The following is a 15069-nucleotide window of genomic DNA, read 5'->3' as shown; positions in this document are numbered from 1 at the left end:
ATTCACCGTGGCGATGCTCCCACCCGTGGGCGGGAGCATCGCGCTTCTCGGTCGTATGCACTGACTGGGTCAGTGGGAGACCGTCGTGGGGGGCCAGTAAGCCATGGTCGTTCACCTCCTCTTCTCCGTGAAAGAACAGGAACATCAGAGGGGCGCGGCGCTGCGCGCGATTACCGTGTCAGCCGGGAACGCCGGAGAATTGTGGCCGCCGGTCGATGCGGGCGCGTACGGATTCCGACCCGAAACGGTAGTCGATCCGCCGGGTGGCTTCCGCCCATTCTTCGACCGTGTGAACAGCGGAAAGGGTCTCGGTGACGAAGGGATGGCTCCATCGTTCGATCGCGCGGCGCCACAATGTCTCGCCGGACTCCTCGAGCAGGCTGCCGACGGTACCTTCGTAAATCGGCATCGCCCGCACCTCGCCATCGGGCTCGATCTGCAATGCGGTGAAGGTTTCGAGCCCCTGGGCCGGATTCATCTGCAGGTCGAGGTTGTCCGTGCAGGTGACGGTCACCGATGGTGGCGCGAGTGACTGCAAGTGCCGGGCCCATGCGGGATCGCCCATCCGCTCGACCTGGGACTCGGACAGGAGTTCGTGCTCCACGAATCCCGAGCGGCTCGCCAGGCCCGCCGGGATGACAGCACCGATGGCGAGTGACTTCAGTGCCGGGAAGCGGGGCGCGATCGAGGTGCACAGCTGCTCGAGACTCTCGAAGTTGCTGCGTACCGCCACGGTGTCGATGCCGAAATCGAACCCTGGCGGGCTCTCGGCGACCACAGCGTCGTCGAGGATCCGCAGGGCTTCCATGGCCCGCTCGAACGAGCCGGCACGTCCGCGGATCTTGTCGTGCACCTCCGCTGTCGCGCCGTCGAGGCTGATCGTCACCGTGTTGCAGCACCGCATCAATTCCTGGGCCATGTCCGGCTTCATCGGCCATCCGCCGCTGTAGCACACGACGTGGATGCCCGCTTTCGACAAGCGGTCCGCGACCTCGAATATCCCCTTCACCACGAGTGGTTCGCCGCCCGCCAGCGCCACCATTTCCGGTCGGAGTTCGATGATGGAATCCACTACTCGCAATTGTTCGTCCAGGCTCAATTGGCGAGTCGGGCGGCGTCCGGATTCGGAATAGCAATGGACGCATCGCAAGGGACATGCGTAGGTGACATCCCAAATGACGTTGGTCGGCCGAGCAGGCGCGCTCATGGACAGAACCCCCTGCGCTCGATGATTTATCGATCCGCTTCTCCGTCGGCTTGCTCTTTGCACGCTAGTGTCGCCGCGAACCCCGTCGCAATGCCGAGATAACGATTACACTCGGTTGGCGCAACAGTCGCATGAGGCGTAAACGATGATCGAGAACCACTCTTTTCCGCCAGGTCGGGCAAGGGCTACTGCGCAATTCGAAAGAGCATGATCGACTGACGGCCGTATGCGGAATTGGCTGCACGTCAACAGGGGCACTATACGGAAGCGCCCCGGTCCCTTTCCGGTTGCTTAGCCGTCACACAGCGGCCCACGGGACCTTGATCCCCGGCGTGCACGGGGCACGCCGGGCATCAAGGAGGAGAAATGCGCACTCTTCGGTTCGTTTCCACGGCATTGGGGGCCGCCGCCGTCGCGGCCGTGCTCGTCGCGGCGCCGGCTTCGGCCGCGCAGGACGGCGCGGCGACGCTGAAGGCCGCGGGCGTCGACGCGGCGAAGCTCGCTCCGGGCTGGAAGGTCGCCGGGGACGAGGTCGTCTGGAACGGCGGTGAGATCACGCTGTCGCTCTCGACCAAGGCTCCTGGTGATTGCGACGCGAACTACGTGTGCTTGTGGCAGAACCGCGATTTCAACGGCAGGCGACTGCAGTTCCAGTCGGCGGGACTGAAGAATCTCGTCGATTACGGATTCAACGACGAGATGTCGTCCTGGTACAACCGGCGTGGGGTCGACGCCCGGTGGTACTACAACATCGGCAGCGGAACCAGTCGCTGCATGCAGGCGGGCGCGCGGTCGTCCTACGTGGGCAACGGCGACAACGACGAGGCGACCTCGCTCCGGATCTACACTTCGGCCAGCGCCTGCTGAGCGGTTTGTTCCGTCGAATGCCGGACGCCGCCCTCGGATATTTCTGACACCCTCGTTGAGGGGTGTCTCGAATACTGGGGGAGAAACCGGTGAGGGAATCAGCCTATTTCTATCGTTTGTTCGGTGAACCCGCGGCCGAGCGGCAGGGCACGGACCTGCCGCTCGGCCCGCCACAGGCGCGCCGGGTCTTCGCGCTCCTGCTGGTCGAGGCGGGCCGTCCGGTGCCCCGGGACAGGATCATCGACGAGCTTTGGGGCGACACACCACCGATTTCGGCGAAAGTTCAGGTCCAAGGGCTGATATCGGGTCTGCGCCGGGCTCTGCGCTCACCACCGGGTGGCGGGCCGATCCTGACCAGGGGAGCGGCGTACGTGCTCGACGCGCGGCCGGAGGAGACCGACACCGGCCGGTTCACCTGTCTCGCCGCGCAGGCCCGCGAACTACTCGCCCGTGACTGCCATCGTGAGGCGGCCCAACGGTTCCGGGACGCGCTCGAACTGTGGCGCGGCCCGGTGCTCGCCGGAATCCCGGCCGCGGCCGAGGTCGTCGCGCGCTGGGAAGAAGAGCGTCTCGCGGCGCTGGAGGGCCGGGCCGAGGCCGATCTCGGGCTCGGCGAGCACGACCGGCTGATCCCCGAACTACGCGACCTGCTCGCCGAAGCGCCGTTCCGCGAACGGGTCTGCGGGCAGTTGATGACCGCGTTCGCCCGCGCGGGCAGGTTGGCCGAGGCACTCGACGTCTACACCGAATGGCGCCGCAGGCTGGTCGACGAACTCGGTGTCGAACCGTCACCGGCGATTCGCGCGTTGCACTGCGAGATCCTGCGCGACGGCCAGGACACGCGTGAGTATCCCGTGTACCAGGAGCCCACCGTGCCCAGTCAGTTGCCGCCGGGTATCCCGGACTTCGTCGGACGGGACGAGCTCATCGCGGATCTGCTGGGGGAACTGCGCCAGGACGACGGCCGCGACCTCCCGCCCGTCCTGGTGCTGACCGGCGCGGGCGGGATCGGGAAGTCCTCGCTGGCGATCCGGCTCGCGCATCGGGTCGCGGCCGCGTACCCCGACGGGAGGCTGTTCGCGGCCCTGCGCGGGACCACTTCCGAGCCGCGGTCGCCGGAAGCCGTGCTCGCCGGATTCCTGCGCGCGTTCGGCGTCCCCACCGAGGAGATCCCTCGAGACATCGACGAATGCGCCTGCCTGTTCCGCAGCCTGGTCCACGGGCGCCGCGTACTGCTCGTCCTCGACGACGCCGCCGGTGAGGCCCAGTTGCGGCCGTTGCTGCCCGCCGGTCGCGGCTGCGCGGTGATCATCACGAGCCGGTTCGTCCTGGCCGGGCTCGAAGTCGGCCGTCAGATCCCGCTCGACGTCATGCCGCCCGGCGACGCGAAGGCCCTTCTCGCCAAGCTCACCGAGATCGACGAAGATCCCGTTGCCGCCCAACAGGTTCTCGATCACTGCGACGGGCTCCCGTTGGCGTTGCGGATCGTCGGCAGCCGGATCGGCGACCGTTCGGGCTGGCGGCTCGCCGACGCCGCCGTCGAACTCTCCGTCGAACGACGACGGCTGGATTGGCTGTGTGCCGGTGATCTCGCCGTCCGCGGCAGTCTTTCGCTCGGCTACCGGCAGCTGGCGCCGGATCGGCAGCGGCTCTTCCGCAGGCTGGGGTTGTTGCCCTCGGCGGACTTCCCCGTCTGGGCCGCCGCGCTGGCAGACGACGGCGAGCCCGAGGTGGCGTCCCGCGCGCTCGAAGACCTGCGGCATCGGCACATGGTCCAGCCGGTGCTCCGGGCGACCGGCGCGCCCCGCTATCGCGTGCACGATCTCTTGCGCGCGTTCGCCGTCGAGGAGGTCGCGGCGGAGCCGGAGCGGGCCCGCGCGGACGCGACCGAACGGGTGCTCGGCGGGTGGCTCTGGCTCGCGGAGAAGGCCGCGGACCGGATGTCCCGCAGCGTGTTGCGGCCCGAGCCGGGGAGCGCGGCCAGGACCTCGCTCGACGAAAAGCTGGTGGCCGAACCGCTTCCGTGGTTCCAGAGCGAACTTCCCGCGCTGGAGGCCGCCGTCTCGCACGCGGCGGGCGCAGGGCTCGGGGAACTCGCGTGGGAGCTCGCCGTGGTGACCGCGTCGTACTTCGACCACAGTGGACTGTACGCGGAATGGTCGCGATGCCATCGCAGCGCGCTCGAGGCGGCGAGGGCCTCGGGGTGCGCACGCGGGGAAGCCGCTCTGCTGCGCGGAATCGGCCAGATCCACCTGTACCGGGACGACTTCCGGGAGGCGGGCGAGGCGTTCACCGAGTCGTGCCGGATCAGTGAACGGATCGGCGACCCCGCGGGACGCGCCAGGGCACTGACCGGGCTCTGCGTGCTCGCGCGATCGGCCGGGCAGCCCGGGAGATCGCGTACGACCGCGAGGCGGGCGTTGGCCATCTTCAGCGAGATCGGTGACGTCCTCGGCATGGCGCACGCCCACACCTCATACGCCGTCGCGAGCGCGGAGCTCGGCCTGCTCGACGAGGCCGAAGCGGAATTGGACAAGGCGGCGCGGCTCTGCACCGAATTGGACGACCCGCATCGCATGGCGCTCGTCCTGCGCAGGCGCGGGCAACTGCATCTGCGGCGCGAAGACCGGCGCGGCGCGATGTCGTGCCTGCACCGCGCGCTCGAACTGCTCGACTCGCTTTCCGACGAGGTCTGCGCCTCGCGGGTCCGGACCGACCTCGCGCGGATCCGCGCGAGGCCTGTCCGGCCGGGCCCCACGAAGGTGCTGGTCAGCCGCGCCAGCGTGCCGTCGGCAGCGCCGGCACCCGGTGGCCTCGATGGCCGGTCATCTCCTCGTTCGCGAACAGCGCGTTGAGCACCGCTTCCTCGGTCGCCTGCACCACGGCTTCGAAGAACGGGTCGAGCCTGCCCCACGGGACGAACCGGAGGTTCTCGTATTCGGCTTCCTCGGTCCGGGGGAACCGGCTGGTGAGCGCGCCCGCGTTCGCCGTGCTGAACGCGAGGAAGAGGTCGCCGGAGAAGTGCGAGCCCGTGGTGCCGGTGCGGGCGAGCCCGAGGGGGACCCGGCGGGCGAGCGAAGTGCATTGGCCGGGCAGCAGGGGAGCGTCGGTGCCGACGATCACGATGACCGATCCCGCCCCCGGCGGCGCCGTCCAGGCCTCCTCCAGCGGGTTGTCCGCGCCCAGTTCGAGCCCGACCGGCGCACCGGCGACGGTGAGTTCGCGGCGCGACCCGAAGTTGGCCTGCACGAAGACACCCACGGTGTACTCATCGTCCCCATAGGACACCAGACGGGAGGAAGTGCCGCTGCCGCCCTTGAAGCCGTAACAGGTCATCCCGGTGCCGCCGCCGACGGAGCCTTCGCGGACCGGCCCGGCCTGCGCGGCGTCGATCGCGGCGATCGCGTGTCCACCGTCGATGGTGGGCGCGGTGCTGTCGTTCAGGTAGCCGTCCCAGGTTTCCGCGACCACCGGCAGCAGCCATTCGGCGGCCACGTCGGGCCGTTCCCGCACCACCCAGTCGATCACGCCGCGATGGCACGCGCCGACGGCGTGCGTGGAGGTGATCAGCACCGGCAGGGTCAGCGAGCCGGTCTCGGCCAGCCAAGCGGTGCCGGTCATCTCTCCGTTGCCGTTGAGGGCGTACGTCCCGGCCGCGCAGGGCACGGCGAAATCCTCGTGCCCGCGCGGCAGGACGGCGGTGACGCCGGTGCGCACCGATTCGCCTTCGACGAGCGTCGTGAAGCCGATCTCGACGCCGGGGACATCGGTGAGCGCGTTGTGCTCGCCGGTCCGGCCGGGCAGGGGGACACCCAGGTCGCGGGCGCGGGTCATGACCGATCCTCCAGGGGGTTCGTGGTGGCTGTGCGGGCGTAGGACAGCAACATCGCCTCGGCTGTCCCGGTTTCCAGCGTCGGCACGGCCTGGGTGAGGTGCAGGCCGTAGCCGTCCTCCAGCGCGACCAGGTTCCGTGCGATCGACACCGCGTCCGCGGTCAGGGTGAATTCGCCGGTGGCGGCACCGGCTTCGAGGATGCCGGTGTAGATCCGCACCTGCTGCTCGTAGAGCGTGATGTGCCGGGCGGCGTACACGGGATCGCGGCGCGCGATCGTGCCGAGTTCGTACAGCAGCACGCAGAGTTCGTCGTCGGGGCCGGTGGGCAGTCCGCTGCGGATCATCGAGAGCAGCCGCCCGACCGGGTCCTTCGTCGCGCTCGCGGCCCGCTCCCTCGCCGAGCAGAACCGCGCCACCGCCTCACGCTGCACCTCCTGGAGCAGGTCGGCGAGGGTGGGGAAGTAGTACAGGACCGAACCCGACGACAGGCCCGCGCCTTCGGCGATGTCCCGCAGCCGCAGGTTCAGCACGCCGTGTTCGACGAGGGCCTGTTTGGCCACCTCGATCAGTTCGGCCCGTCGTTCCGGTGCCTTGCTCGGTCTCGCCATGCCCTCATTCTTCGAATCTTGTTCGAAAAACGCAAGGGCTGAGCCGGATCGGGTCTTGACGTCACAACGCGAAAGGCCTTTGATGCGTGCTCAACAGTTCTTCGAAGGAGATTCAAGGAACCAACCTTGTAGGAGGTCGGCCATGTCCACTCCCGCCCTACGCCGCGGTCTGCGCACCCTCGGCACGCTGCTCATCACGCTCTCCGCGATCAGCCCCGCCTCGTCGGTCTTCATCATCGCGCCGGGGGTGATCTCCGGCGCCGGTACGGGCGCCTTCTACAGCTTCGTGGCCGCCGCGGTCGTCGGCGTGTTCATGGCTTTCGTCTACGCCGAACTCGCGTCGGCCTTCCCGCTGGCCGGCGGGGAGTACGCGATCGTCACCCGCACGCTCGGCCGCTTGCCCGGATTCGCGGTACTGGGCCTGATGATCATCACGCAGGTGCTCATCGTCGCGGTGATCGCGCTCGGCGTCGGCACCTATCTCGGAGTGCTCATGCCCGGTGTGCCCGGTCCGGTGATCGCCGCCGTGACCTGCGTGGTCGCGGCCGTCGTCGGGGTGTTCGACATCAAGCTCAACGCCTGGGTGACCGGTGTCTTCCTCGCCATCGAGATCCTCGCGCTGATCGTGGTGAGCGCGCTCGGGCTGTTCGATCCGGCGCGGTCGTTCAGCGAGTTGCTCGCGCATCCGGTCGCCTCCGACGGGAGCCCGGCGACGGTCGGCGCCATCGCGATCGCCACCTCGGTCGCGATCTTCGCCTACAACGGATACGGCTCGGCGGTGTATTTCGGCGAGGAGACGCAGGACGCCTCCCGCGGGATCGCCCGCGCGATCCTGCTCGCACTCGGCATCACGGTGCTCGCCGAACTGATCCCGGTGACCGCGGTCCTGCTCGGCGCGCCCGACCTGAACGCGCTGTTCGCCTCGGAGAACATGCTGTCCTACTTCATCGACGCGCGCGGCGGTGGAACGCTGGACACCGTGCTCGGCCTGGCCGTCGCGCTCGCGATCGTCAACGCGGTGCTGGCGATCGTGCTGATCAGCTCGCGGATGCTGTTCAGCAGCGGCCGCGACCGCGCGTGGCCGTCGCCGGTCAACCGGGCGCTGTCCGCGGTGCACCCGAAGTTCGGGACGCCGTGGGTGGCCACCGTCGGCACCGGCCTGGTCGCCGCGCTGCTCTGCTTCGTCGATCCGAAACTGCTGTTGGTGGTGACGAGCACGTCGATCGTGGCCGTCTACGCGGCGCTGTGCCTCGGCGCGATCATCGGCCGCCGCACCGGCGCCACCGCGCACGCGAAGTACCGGATGCCGTGGTTCCCTGTCGCGCCGGTGCTGGCGCTGGGCGTGCTGGTGTTCGTGGTCTACCAGAACCTGCTCGACCCGGCGGTGGGACGGCCGAGCCTGATCGTCACGGCCTGCGTCGTCCTCTTGTCGATCGGGTACTACCTCCTGGTGCTGCGGCGGAAGGGCGGCTGGAAACTCGCCGACGTCACCGAGGAGAAGGCCGAGGAGCCCGCCTGATCAGGTGTACTCCGCGATCTCCACGCCGTACGTACCCGGCTCGAGCGCCTCGAAGATGTGCGGGATGTCGCCGGGGTAGCAGATGTAGTCGCCGGGCAGCAGTTCGACCGGTTCGTCCAGCGGTCCGACCTTGGCGCGTCCGGCGCTGAGGACCATGTGCTCGACGATGCCGCTCATATGGGGATCCGAAAGCCGCGGCTTCCCGGGCTCGGCGCGAATGAGGTAGACGTCGCGCCGGGCTCCGGGAGGACAGGAACTGAGCAGCGTGCACGCGTAATCGGCGTGTTCGGCGAACACCGTCGGCCCGCTGCCCGAGCGGATGACCTGTACCCGGGGACGCTCGGGCTCGACCACCCGCGAGAACGGGACGTCGAGCGCGACGCACAGCGCCCAGATCGTCTCGACGCTCGGGTTCCCGGCCCCCGACTCCAGCTGGGAGAGCGTGGATTTCGCGATGCCGGCGCGTTTGGCGACCTCGGTGAGGGACAGCCCGGTGCGGGCGCGTTCCCGGCGCAGGGACGTGGCGATGACGTCCAGTGGTGCGCCGTCGGACGCGGTCGGGGACATGCGTTCGCTCCATCGGTCGTTTTGTTCGCCTTGACGAACACGGGTGCGTTCGTTCATTGTATGATGCTATGCGTTCGATATGGCGAACAACCACGCGTGTCCTGGGGCGCGATCTTCTCCGTGACATCGGGCTGGTCTGCCTCGCCGACACCATTGTCGGCATCTCCTACGGCGCGATCGCGGTGGGCTCCGGCTTCCCGATCTGGGCACCGATGCTGCTTTCGGTGCTGGTCTTCGCCGGCGCCTCGCAGTTCATGTTCGTCGGCATCATCGCCGCGGGCGGCAGTCCGGTCGCGGCCGTCGCGGCGGGCCTGCTGGCCAACGCGCGGCATCTGCCGTTCGGCTTCGCGATCGGCGACGTCCTGGGGAAGAAGTGGTCGTCGAGGGTGGTCGGCAGCCACCTGATGATCGACGAATCGGTCGCGTTCGCGCTGGCCCAGCGCGACGAGGAGCGGCGCCGGGCGGCGTACTGGGTCTGCGGGATCGGGCTGTTCGTGTGCTGGAACGTCGGCGTCCTCGCCGGGGCGTACGCCGGGACGGCGATCAGCGACACGGACGCCTTCGGACTCGACGCGGCCTTCCCGGCCGTCCTGCTCGCGCTGGTCCTGCCGTCGCTGCGCGACCGCGCCGCCCGCCTTCCGGTGTTCTTCGGGGTGGCCGTCGCGCTGGCCACGACGCCGTTCCTGCCCGCCGGGCTGCCGGTGCTGCTCGCGCTGGTCGGCGTGCTGGCCGGAGTGGCCGCGAAGGAACCCGCCGAACGTGAACCCGAGGGAGTGCGCTGATGGACCCGATGGACCTGATCGTCGCGGGCGGCGTGCTCGCCGTCGGAACCTTCGCCTTCCGGTTCGCCGGACCGGTGCTGAAGGCGCGGTTCACCGTGTCGCCCAAGGCCGAGAAGCTGATGGCGCGTTCCGCCGTCGTCCTGCTGGCCGCGCTGGTCGCGGTCGCCGCGCTCACCGAGGGGCACGAGTTCGCCGGATTCGCCCGGCCCGCCGGTGTCCTCGTCGGCGGCGTGCTGGCCTGGCGCAAGGCGCCGTTCGCGCTGGTCGTCGTGGCGGCCGCCGCGACCGCCGCCCTGCTGCGGCTCGCCGGGGTCCCCTGACCAGGCCGTTCCCCGGGGCGCCTAAGCTGGGGGGAACGTCTTTCGGGAGGTCGGGTGGCGATCGCGACGGGGGCACGGCCGGTGGTCGGCGTGCTCGCACTGCAGGGTGACGTGCGGGAGCACGCCGCGATGGTGGAACGCGCCGGTGCCCGTGCGCTGCCGGTCCGCCGCGCGAGTGAACTGTCCGAAGTGGACGGTCTGGTGCTGCCGGGCGGCGAGTCGACCACCATGTCGAGGCTGCTCGAGAGCTTCGAGCTGCTCGAACCCCTGCAGCAGCGCATCGCGGACGGGCTGCCCGCGTTCGGCTCGTGCGCGGGGATGATCCTGCTCGCCCGGCAGGCCCTCGACGGACGCCCCGACCAGCGGCAACTCGGCGGACTCGACGTCGTCGTCCGGCGCAACGCGTTCGGGCGGCAGGTGGACTCGTTCGAAGCCGACCTCGACTTCACCGGTATCGAAGGCGGCCCGGTGCACGCTGTGTTCATCCGTGCCCCGTGGGTCGAAAAGGCGGGCGACGGGGTGGAGGTACTCGCCAGTGTCCCCGAAATGCCGGGGTCGGACGACGCGGCCGCTAGGATCGTCGCGGTCCGGCAGGGGGCGGTTCTCGCCACGTCGTTCCACCCCGAACTCACCGGGGACGAGCGCGTGCACAGGCTGTTCGTCGACCTCGTGCGGCAGGCTTAAGCAAAACCGACACTGTGCTCAGCGGCGGGCACAGGAGTAGATGGAGGAGAGATGAGCGGCCACTCCAAGTGGGCCACCACGAAGCACAAGAAGGCCAACCTGGACGCGAAGCGCGGCAAGCTCTTCGCCCGGTTGATCAAGAACATCGAGGTGGCGGGCCGGACCGGGGGTGGTGACCCCGATGGCAACCCGACGCTCTACGACGCCATCCAGAAGGCCAAGAAGAACTCCGTCCCGCAGGACAACATCGAGCGCGCCCGCAAACGCGGCGCCGGTGAAGAAGCGGGCGGCGCCGACTGGCAGACCATCACCTACGAAGGCTACGGCCCGAACGGTGTGGCCGTGCTGATCGAATGCCTCACCGACAACAAGAACCGCGCCGCCATGGAGGTCCGGACCGCGCTCACCCGGAACAACGGCTCGCTCGCCGACCCGGGTTCGGTCTCCTACATGTTCAACCGCAAGGGCGTCGTGATCATGCCCAAGGGTGACGCCGCCGAGGACGACGTCCTCATGGCCGTACTCGACGCGGGCGCCGAAGAGGTCAACGACCTCGACGAGAACTTCGAGATCGTTTCCGAGGCCACCGACCTCGTCCCGGTCCGGAAAGCCTTGCAGGAGGCCGGTTTCGAGTACGAGTCCGCGGATCTCACGTTCCTGCCGTCGGTCAGCGTCCCGCTGGACGTCGACGGTGCGAAGAAGGTCTTCAAGCTCATCGACGCCCTCGAAGATTGCGACGACGTCCAGAACGTTTACGCGAACTTCGACGTCTCCGACGAGGTCATGGCCGAGGTCGGCTGACGGTTGCTCGTGATGACGTGCAGAACGTTACGCACTGCGCCGGATTCCGCGTCTCCGACGAGGTCATGGCCGAGGTCGGCTGACGGTTGCTCGTGATGACGTGCAGAACGTTTCGCACTGCGCCGGATTCCGCGTCTCCGACGAGGTCATGGCCGAGGTCGGCTGATCGTTTTTCCCGCCATGCCGCGGAAAAATCGTCCCGGGGCTAGGTGCGGGCGAGGACGTGGGGCAGAATGTCGCGCGTGACGACCTCCGAAGCCGACGCCCTCACCGCCGAAGAAACCGAACTCGTCCAGTGGATCGAGTCGCAGGCGCAGGCCAGAGGGAACGCGGTCATCGCGGTCGACGGCGACGAGAACGACGCGGCCTTCTGCTTCACCGCGTGCGCCTGGGCGCTGCACAACGTGGCGGAAGCGGTCGTCATCGGGCTGCCCGCGCAGGTGGGGCCGGTCCTGCTCGACGCCTATGTGGATCGCGCGGCCAACGGCGAGATCTTCGAGGTCGGCAAACGCTACGACGATTTCTTCGAGGGCGCGCCGGTGGTCTTCGAGCGGGTGGCGAAGGGGCACTATCCCGAGTACTTCGGGCACGCGTTCCTGATCTACCCGGACGGGGACTTCCCGGCGCTGCAGATGATCGTGGCCACGCCGGACGGGCACTTCCCGTGGCATCCGGACGCGCCGGAGGGATTCGACCGGTACCAGCCGGTGCTGACCGAATCCGGTGACCCGGAGAGCTGGACGCCGGGCGTCGACGGCCCCTGAAGTCTCGCGCCTTGATCGCTTGAAGTACGTGAAGGCCCCCTTCCCTGCGCTAGATGCAGTGAAGGGGGCCTTCGCGCGGCGCCATCGTGACTGGTGAGGTTGCTGAGGTTCCCGGTCGATGTTCCCAATGTCGCATCCGAGACGCTCAGCGACTCAAATGCGACATTGGGAACACCAGCCGCAAAGAGGCTCACTCCAGCCAGGGTGCCAGGTCCTTCGTCGCCTCCGGCCACTCCGCGGCCAACGCCGCCGCGGACCGGAACTCCACGCAGTCGTCCGTGTAAGGCGGCACCACCACCGTCCCGAGCAGGCTCCACTCACCGGTACTCACCGACGCCTGCCAGACTCCCGCGGGCACCGCCATCTGCGGACGCTGACCGGCCGCGACGTCCGGCCCGAGCACCGGCCGTGAGATCCGCCCGTCCGGGAACAGCAGCAGCATTCGCACCGGCGCACCGGCGTGGTGGGCGTAGATCTCCAGCCGGTCCAGCCGGTGCGGCGCCGAGGTTTCCGGCGGGACGAGCAGGTAGTAGATCGCGGAAGCGGTGTCGTCGCGCCAGCTCTGCGCCCAGCGGCCGCCCTCCACGGGCAGCGGCTGGAGACCCAGATGAGCGGTGAAGTCGTCAGGGCTCGGCATGTCCTCATCTTGCCCGGCGCCCGCTCCGGGTAGCCTCGGATCTCGAACTGATGTTCGCCGGGAGCGGAGGAAAAGCGTGCGGGTACTCGGGGTCGACCCCGGTCTGACCAGGTGCGGGCTCGGAGTGGTCGACGGCGGCACGGGCCGCACCGTCCGCGCCGTGGCCGTCGACGTCGTGCGGACCCCGCCCGACGCCGATCTCGCCGTGCGCCTGCTGGGGATCTCCGACGCCGTCGAGCGGTGGCTCGATCGCTACAAGCCCGAAGCCGTCGCCGTGGAACGGGTCTTCGCCCAGCACAACGTGCGCACCGCGATGGGCACCGCGCAGGCGGGCGGCGTCGTCGCGCTCGCCGCGGCCCGGCGCGGGCTGCCGGTCGTGTTCCACACGCCGAGTGAGGTCAAAGCGGCCGTCACCGGCTCGGGCCGCGCGGACAAGGCCCAGGTCACCGGTATGGTCATGCGGCTGCTCGGGCTCGAGGTCAAACCGCATCCGGCGGACGCCGCGGACGCGCTCGCGCTCGCCATCTGCCATCTGTGGCGCGAACCGATGCGGGTCCGGCTCGCCGAAGCCGAGGCCAGGGCGGCCGAGATCGCCAAGAACCACAAGGCCAGGCTCGCCGCCGCGGCACAGCGCGCCAAAAAGCAAGAATCCAAGACGCAGGGAGCGGCTCGATGATCTCCTCGGTACGCGGAGAAATCCTCTCCATCGGCCTCGACCACGTCGTGATCGAGGTCGGGGGAGTCGGCTTCGCCGTGCAGGCCACACCCGCCACACTCGCGACGCTTCGCCGCGGCGACGAGGCGATGCTGCACACCGCGCTCGTGGTCCGCGAGGATTCCTTGACGCTGTTCGGTTTCGCCGACGCCGACGCTCGCGAACTGTTCGGTCTCCTGCAGACGGTCTCCGGGATCGGACCGCGGCTCGCGCTCGCGACGCTGGCCGTCCTCGATCCGGACAAGCTGCGGTCCGCGCTGGTCGAAGGCAATATCACCGTGCTCACCCAGGTGCCCGGCATCGGCCGCAAGGGTGCCGAGCGGCTCACGCTCGAACTGCGTGACAAGGTCACCGCACTCGCCGGTCCGACCGACGGCTCCCCGGCGGTCGTCGCCCCCGGCGCGCTGCGGGGTGAGGTCGTCGAGGCGCTCGCCGGTCTCGGCTTCCCGGCCAAGCAGGCCGAGCTGGCTGTCGACAAGGTGCTCGGCGAGGGAGACGGCCACACGACGTCCTCCGTCCTACGCGCCGCGTTGGCCACCCTCGGGCGTAAGCGGTAAGTCGCCACATGGACTATGAGGCCGTGACGGAATTCGACGCCGACGAGACGCTGTCGGCGCTGCCGCAGACAGGCGAACGCGAGGTCGAGACCACGCTGCGCCCGCGCAAACTGGACGAGTTCGTCGGTCAGCCGCGGGTGCGTGAGCAGCTCGAACTCGTGCTGGAGAGCGCGCGACGCCGAGGTGTCCCGCCGGATCACGTCCTGCTGTCCGGGCCGCCCGGGCTGGGCAAGACGAGTATGGCGATGATCGTCGCCGCCGAACTCAACGCCGCCATCCGGATCACCTCGGGGCCGGCGCTGGAACGCGCGGGCGACCTGGCCGCGATGCTGTCCAACCTGGCACCCGGCGACGTCCTGTTCATCGACGAGATCCACCGCATCGCCCGCCCCGCCGAGGAGATGTTGTACCTCGCGATGGAGGACTTCCGCGTCGATGTCGTCGTCGGCAAGGGCCCCGGCGCCACCAGCATCCCGCTGGAGATCGCGCCGTTCACCCTGGTCGGGGCCACGACGAGGTCGGGTTCGCTGACCGGTCCGCTGCGCGACCGGTTCGGTTTCACCGGGCAGATGGAGTTCTACAGCGACGCCGAACTCGAGCTCGTCGCCCGCCGTGCCGCCACGATCCTCGACGTCGACATCGACAGGGACGGCTGCGCGGAGATCGCCCGCCGCTCCCGTGGCACACCCCGGATCGCGAACAGGCTCCTGCGCCGGGTGCGCGACTACGCCGAGGTCCGGGCAGACGGCAAGGTCACGCGTGAGATCGCGCGTGCCGCGCTCAAGGTCTACGACGTCGACGAACTCGGCCTCGACAGACTCGACCGCGCGGTGCTGACGGCGCTGGTCCGCTCCTTCGGCGGCGGCCCTGTCGGCGTGTCCACGCTGGCCGTCGCGGTCGGGGAAGAACCGACCACCGTCGAAGAGGTGTGTGAGCCTTACCTGGTCCGCGCCGGTATGCTCGCCCGCACTCCTCGCGGCCGGGTCGCCACAGCGGCCGCGTGGGAACACCTCGGCCTGCCGGCCCCGGCCGGTGCCACACGTGGCGAGCAGGGTGGCCCGAACCTGTTCGACCAGGACTGACCGGACCGTTCACGCGGTCCGGGGCCCGTGGTGGCGACGGGTGGTGGTGGAGTTTCCGCTGGCACCTGGCACACTCGGGTAGAGCACACCCCGCCAAATCGGACAAAACAGCGCACCGCGCGGCG

16 protein-coding genes are annotated in these 15069 nt (G+C 69.2%); 11 read left to right on the top strand and 5 right to left on the bottom strand.

All coding sequences use genetic code 11. The features are described 5' to 3' along the window. Positions 1-178 precede the first annotated feature (178 nt). Positions 179-1207, bottom strand: a complete 1029-nt coding sequence (locus HDA45_RS02765) for a radical SAM protein (RefSeq protein WP_184905227.1) — start codon at positions 1205-1207, stop codon at positions 179-181. Between the two features lie 366 nt (positions 1208-1573). Here HDA45_RS02765 and HDA45_RS02760 point away from each other — a divergent pair, with 366 nt between their 5' ends. Both HDA45_RS02760 and HDA45_RS02755 read left to right on the top strand, forming a co-directional pair. Beyond that, positions 1574-2074: a peptidase inhibitor family I36 protein gene (locus tag HDA45_RS02760; protein ID WP_184891737.1), complete on the top strand. Its 501-nt coding sequence runs from the start codon at positions 1574-1576 to the stop codon at positions 2072-2074. Between the two features lie 89 nt (positions 2075-2163). After that, a complete protein-coding gene (locus HDA45_RS02755) occupies positions 2164-4929 on the top strand; it encodes a BTAD domain-containing putative transcriptional regulator (RefSeq protein WP_184891736.1) in 2766 nt (921 codons plus the stop codon). Here the strand turns inward: HDA45_RS02755 and HDA45_RS02750 are convergent. Next, complete coding sequence (locus tag HDA45_RS02750) at positions 4844-5908, bottom strand: DmpA family aminopeptidase (protein ID WP_184891735.1); 1065 nt, start codon at positions 5906-5908, stop codon at positions 4844-4846. The genes HDA45_RS02755 and HDA45_RS02750 overlap by 86 nt on opposite strands. Beyond that, a complete protein-coding gene (locus tag HDA45_RS02745) occupies positions 5905-6516 on the bottom strand; it encodes a TetR/AcrR family transcriptional regulator (RefSeq protein ID WP_184891734.1) in 612 nt (203 codons plus the stop codon). Before HDA45_RS02745 ends, HDA45_RS02750 begins: the two co-directional genes overlap by 4 nt. Positions 6517-6658: 142 nt before the next feature. Between HDA45_RS02745 and HDA45_RS02740 the strand changes: the two genes are divergently transcribed. Then, entirely contained in the window at positions 6659-8035 is a 1377-nt protein-coding gene (locus HDA45_RS02740) for an APC family permease (RefSeq protein WP_184891733.1), read from the top strand. Here HDA45_RS02740 and HDA45_RS02735 read toward each other — a convergent pair whose 3' ends face one another. After that, complete coding sequence (locus tag HDA45_RS02735; RefSeq protein WP_184891732.1) at positions 8036-8602, bottom strand: helix-turn-helix domain-containing protein; 567 nt, start codon at positions 8600-8602, stop codon at positions 8036-8038. Positions 8603-8670: 68 nt separating this feature from the next. Between HDA45_RS02735 and HDA45_RS02730 the strand changes: the two genes are divergently transcribed. The 5 genes from HDA45_RS02730 to HDA45_RS02710 all read left to right on the top strand — a co-directional run bounded on the left by HDA45_RS02730 (position 8671) and on the right by HDA45_RS02710 (position 11953). After that, positions 8671-9384 (top strand): AzlC family ABC transporter permease, encoded by a 714-nt coding sequence (locus HDA45_RS02730; protein WP_184891731.1) that lies wholly within the window; start codon positions 8671-8673, stop codon positions 9382-9384. Continuing rightward, positions 9384-9704: an AzlD domain-containing protein gene (locus HDA45_RS02725; RefSeq protein WP_184891730.1), complete on the top strand. Its 321-nt coding sequence runs from the start codon at positions 9384-9386 to the stop codon at positions 9702-9704. The genes HDA45_RS02730 and HDA45_RS02725 overlap by 1 nt, the downstream gene beginning before the upstream one ends. A 54-nt stretch (positions 9705-9758) precedes the next feature. Further along, positions 9759-10388 carry a pyridoxal 5'-phosphate synthase glutaminase subunit PdxT gene (gene pdxT, locus HDA45_RS02720; protein ID WP_184891729.1) on the top strand — a complete coding sequence of 210 codons (630 nt, stop codon included), beginning with the start codon at positions 9759-9761 and terminating at the stop codon, positions 10386-10388. 51 nt (positions 10389-10439) lie between these two features. Then, a complete protein-coding gene (locus HDA45_RS02715) occupies positions 10440-11189 on the top strand; it encodes a YebC/PmpR family DNA-binding transcriptional regulator (protein ID WP_101607358.1) in 750 nt (249 codons plus the stop codon). A 233-nt stretch (positions 11190-11422) separates the two neighbouring features. Further along, complete coding sequence (locus HDA45_RS02710; RefSeq protein ID WP_184891728.1) at positions 11423-11953, top strand: DUF4262 domain-containing protein; 531 nt, start codon at positions 11423-11425, stop codon at positions 11951-11953. Between the two features lie 190 nt (positions 11954-12143). Here HDA45_RS02710 and HDA45_RS02705 read toward each other — a convergent pair whose 3' ends face one another. Beyond that, positions 12144-12590 carry a cupin domain-containing protein gene (locus HDA45_RS02705; protein WP_184891727.1) on the bottom strand — a complete coding sequence of 149 codons (447 nt, stop codon included), beginning with the start codon at positions 12588-12590 and terminating at the stop codon, positions 12144-12146. Positions 12591-12666: 76 nt separating this feature from the next. Here HDA45_RS02705 and ruvC point away from each other — a divergent pair, with 76 nt between their 5' ends. The 3 genes from ruvC to ruvB are packed head-to-tail and all read left to right on the top strand — an operon-like array spanning position 12667 to position 14944. Next, positions 12667-13266 (top strand): crossover junction endodeoxyribonuclease RuvC, encoded by a 600-nt coding sequence (gene ruvC, locus HDA45_RS02700; protein ID WP_184891726.1) that lies wholly within the window; start codon positions 12667-12669, stop codon positions 13264-13266. Then, positions 13263-13862 carry a Holliday junction branch migration protein RuvA gene (ruvA, locus tag HDA45_RS02695; RefSeq protein ID WP_184891725.1) on the top strand — a complete coding sequence of 200 codons (600 nt, stop codon included), beginning with the start codon at positions 13263-13265 and terminating at the stop codon, positions 13860-13862. Before ruvC ends, ruvA begins: the two co-directional genes overlap by 4 nt. Before the next feature lie 8 nt (positions 13863-13870). Next, positions 13871-14944 (top strand): Holliday junction branch migration DNA helicase RuvB, encoded by a 1074-nt coding sequence (gene ruvB, locus HDA45_RS02690; RefSeq protein ID WP_184891724.1) that lies wholly within the window; start codon positions 13871-13873, stop codon positions 14942-14944. Positions 14945-15069: the final 125 nt, after the last annotated feature.

The sequence above is a fragment of the Amycolatopsis umgeniensis genome, assembly GCF_014205155.1.
Lineage (GTDB): Bacteria > Actinomycetota > Actinomycetes > Mycobacteriales > Pseudonocardiaceae > Amycolatopsis > Amycolatopsis umgeniensis.
This window is presented reverse-complemented; position numbering and strand designations above follow the sequence as displayed.

Excerpts from the sequence above, each read along its gene's own strand:
- HDA45_RS02760 (WP_184891737.1), top strand. The coding sequence starts at position 1,574 with ATGCGCACTCTTCGGTTCGTTTCCACGGCATTGGGGGCCGCCGCCGTC.
- ruvA (WP_184891725.1), top strand. The coding sequence starts at position 13,263 with ATGATCTCCTCGGTACGCGGAGAAATCCTCTCCATCGGCCTCGACCAC.
- HDA45_RS02765 (WP_184905227.1), bottom strand. The coding sequence starts at position 1,207 with ATGAGCGCGCCTGCTCGGCCGACCAACGTCATTTGGGATGTCACCTAC.
- HDA45_RS02745 (WP_184891734.1), bottom strand. The coding sequence starts at position 6,516 with ATGGCGAGACCGAGCAAGGCACCGGAACGACGGGCCGAACTGATCGAG.
- HDA45_RS02710 (WP_184891728.1), top strand. The coding sequence starts at position 11,423 with ATGTCGCGCGTGACGACCTCCGAAGCCGACGCCCTCACCGCCGAAGAA.
- HDA45_RS02705 (WP_184891727.1), bottom strand. The coding sequence starts at position 12,590 with ATGCCGAGCCCTGACGACTTCACCGCTCATCTGGGTCTCCAGCCGCTG.
- HDA45_RS02750 (WP_184891735.1), bottom strand. The coding sequence starts at position 5,908 with ATGACCCGCGCCCGCGACCTGGGTGTCCCCCTGCCCGGCCGGACCGGC.
- HDA45_RS02715 (WP_101607358.1), top strand. The coding sequence starts at position 10,440 with ATGAGCGGCCACTCCAAGTGGGCCACCACGAAGCACAAGAAGGCCAAC.
- HDA45_RS02740 (WP_184891733.1), top strand. The coding sequence starts at position 6,659 with ATGTCCACTCCCGCCCTACGCCGCGGTCTGCGCACCCTCGGCACGCTG.
- ruvB (WP_184891724.1), top strand. The coding sequence starts at position 13,871 with ATGGACTATGAGGCCGTGACGGAATTCGACGCCGACGAGACGCTGTCG.
- HDA45_RS02730 (WP_184891731.1), top strand. The coding sequence starts at position 8,671 with ATGCGTTCGATATGGCGAACAACCACGCGTGTCCTGGGGCGCGATCTT.
- HDA45_RS02735 (WP_184891732.1), bottom strand. The coding sequence starts at position 8,602 with ATGTCCCCGACCGCGTCCGACGGCGCACCACTGGACGTCATCGCCACG.
- HDA45_RS02725 (WP_184891730.1), top strand. The coding sequence starts at position 9,384 with ATGGACCCGATGGACCTGATCGTCGCGGGCGGCGTGCTCGCCGTCGGA.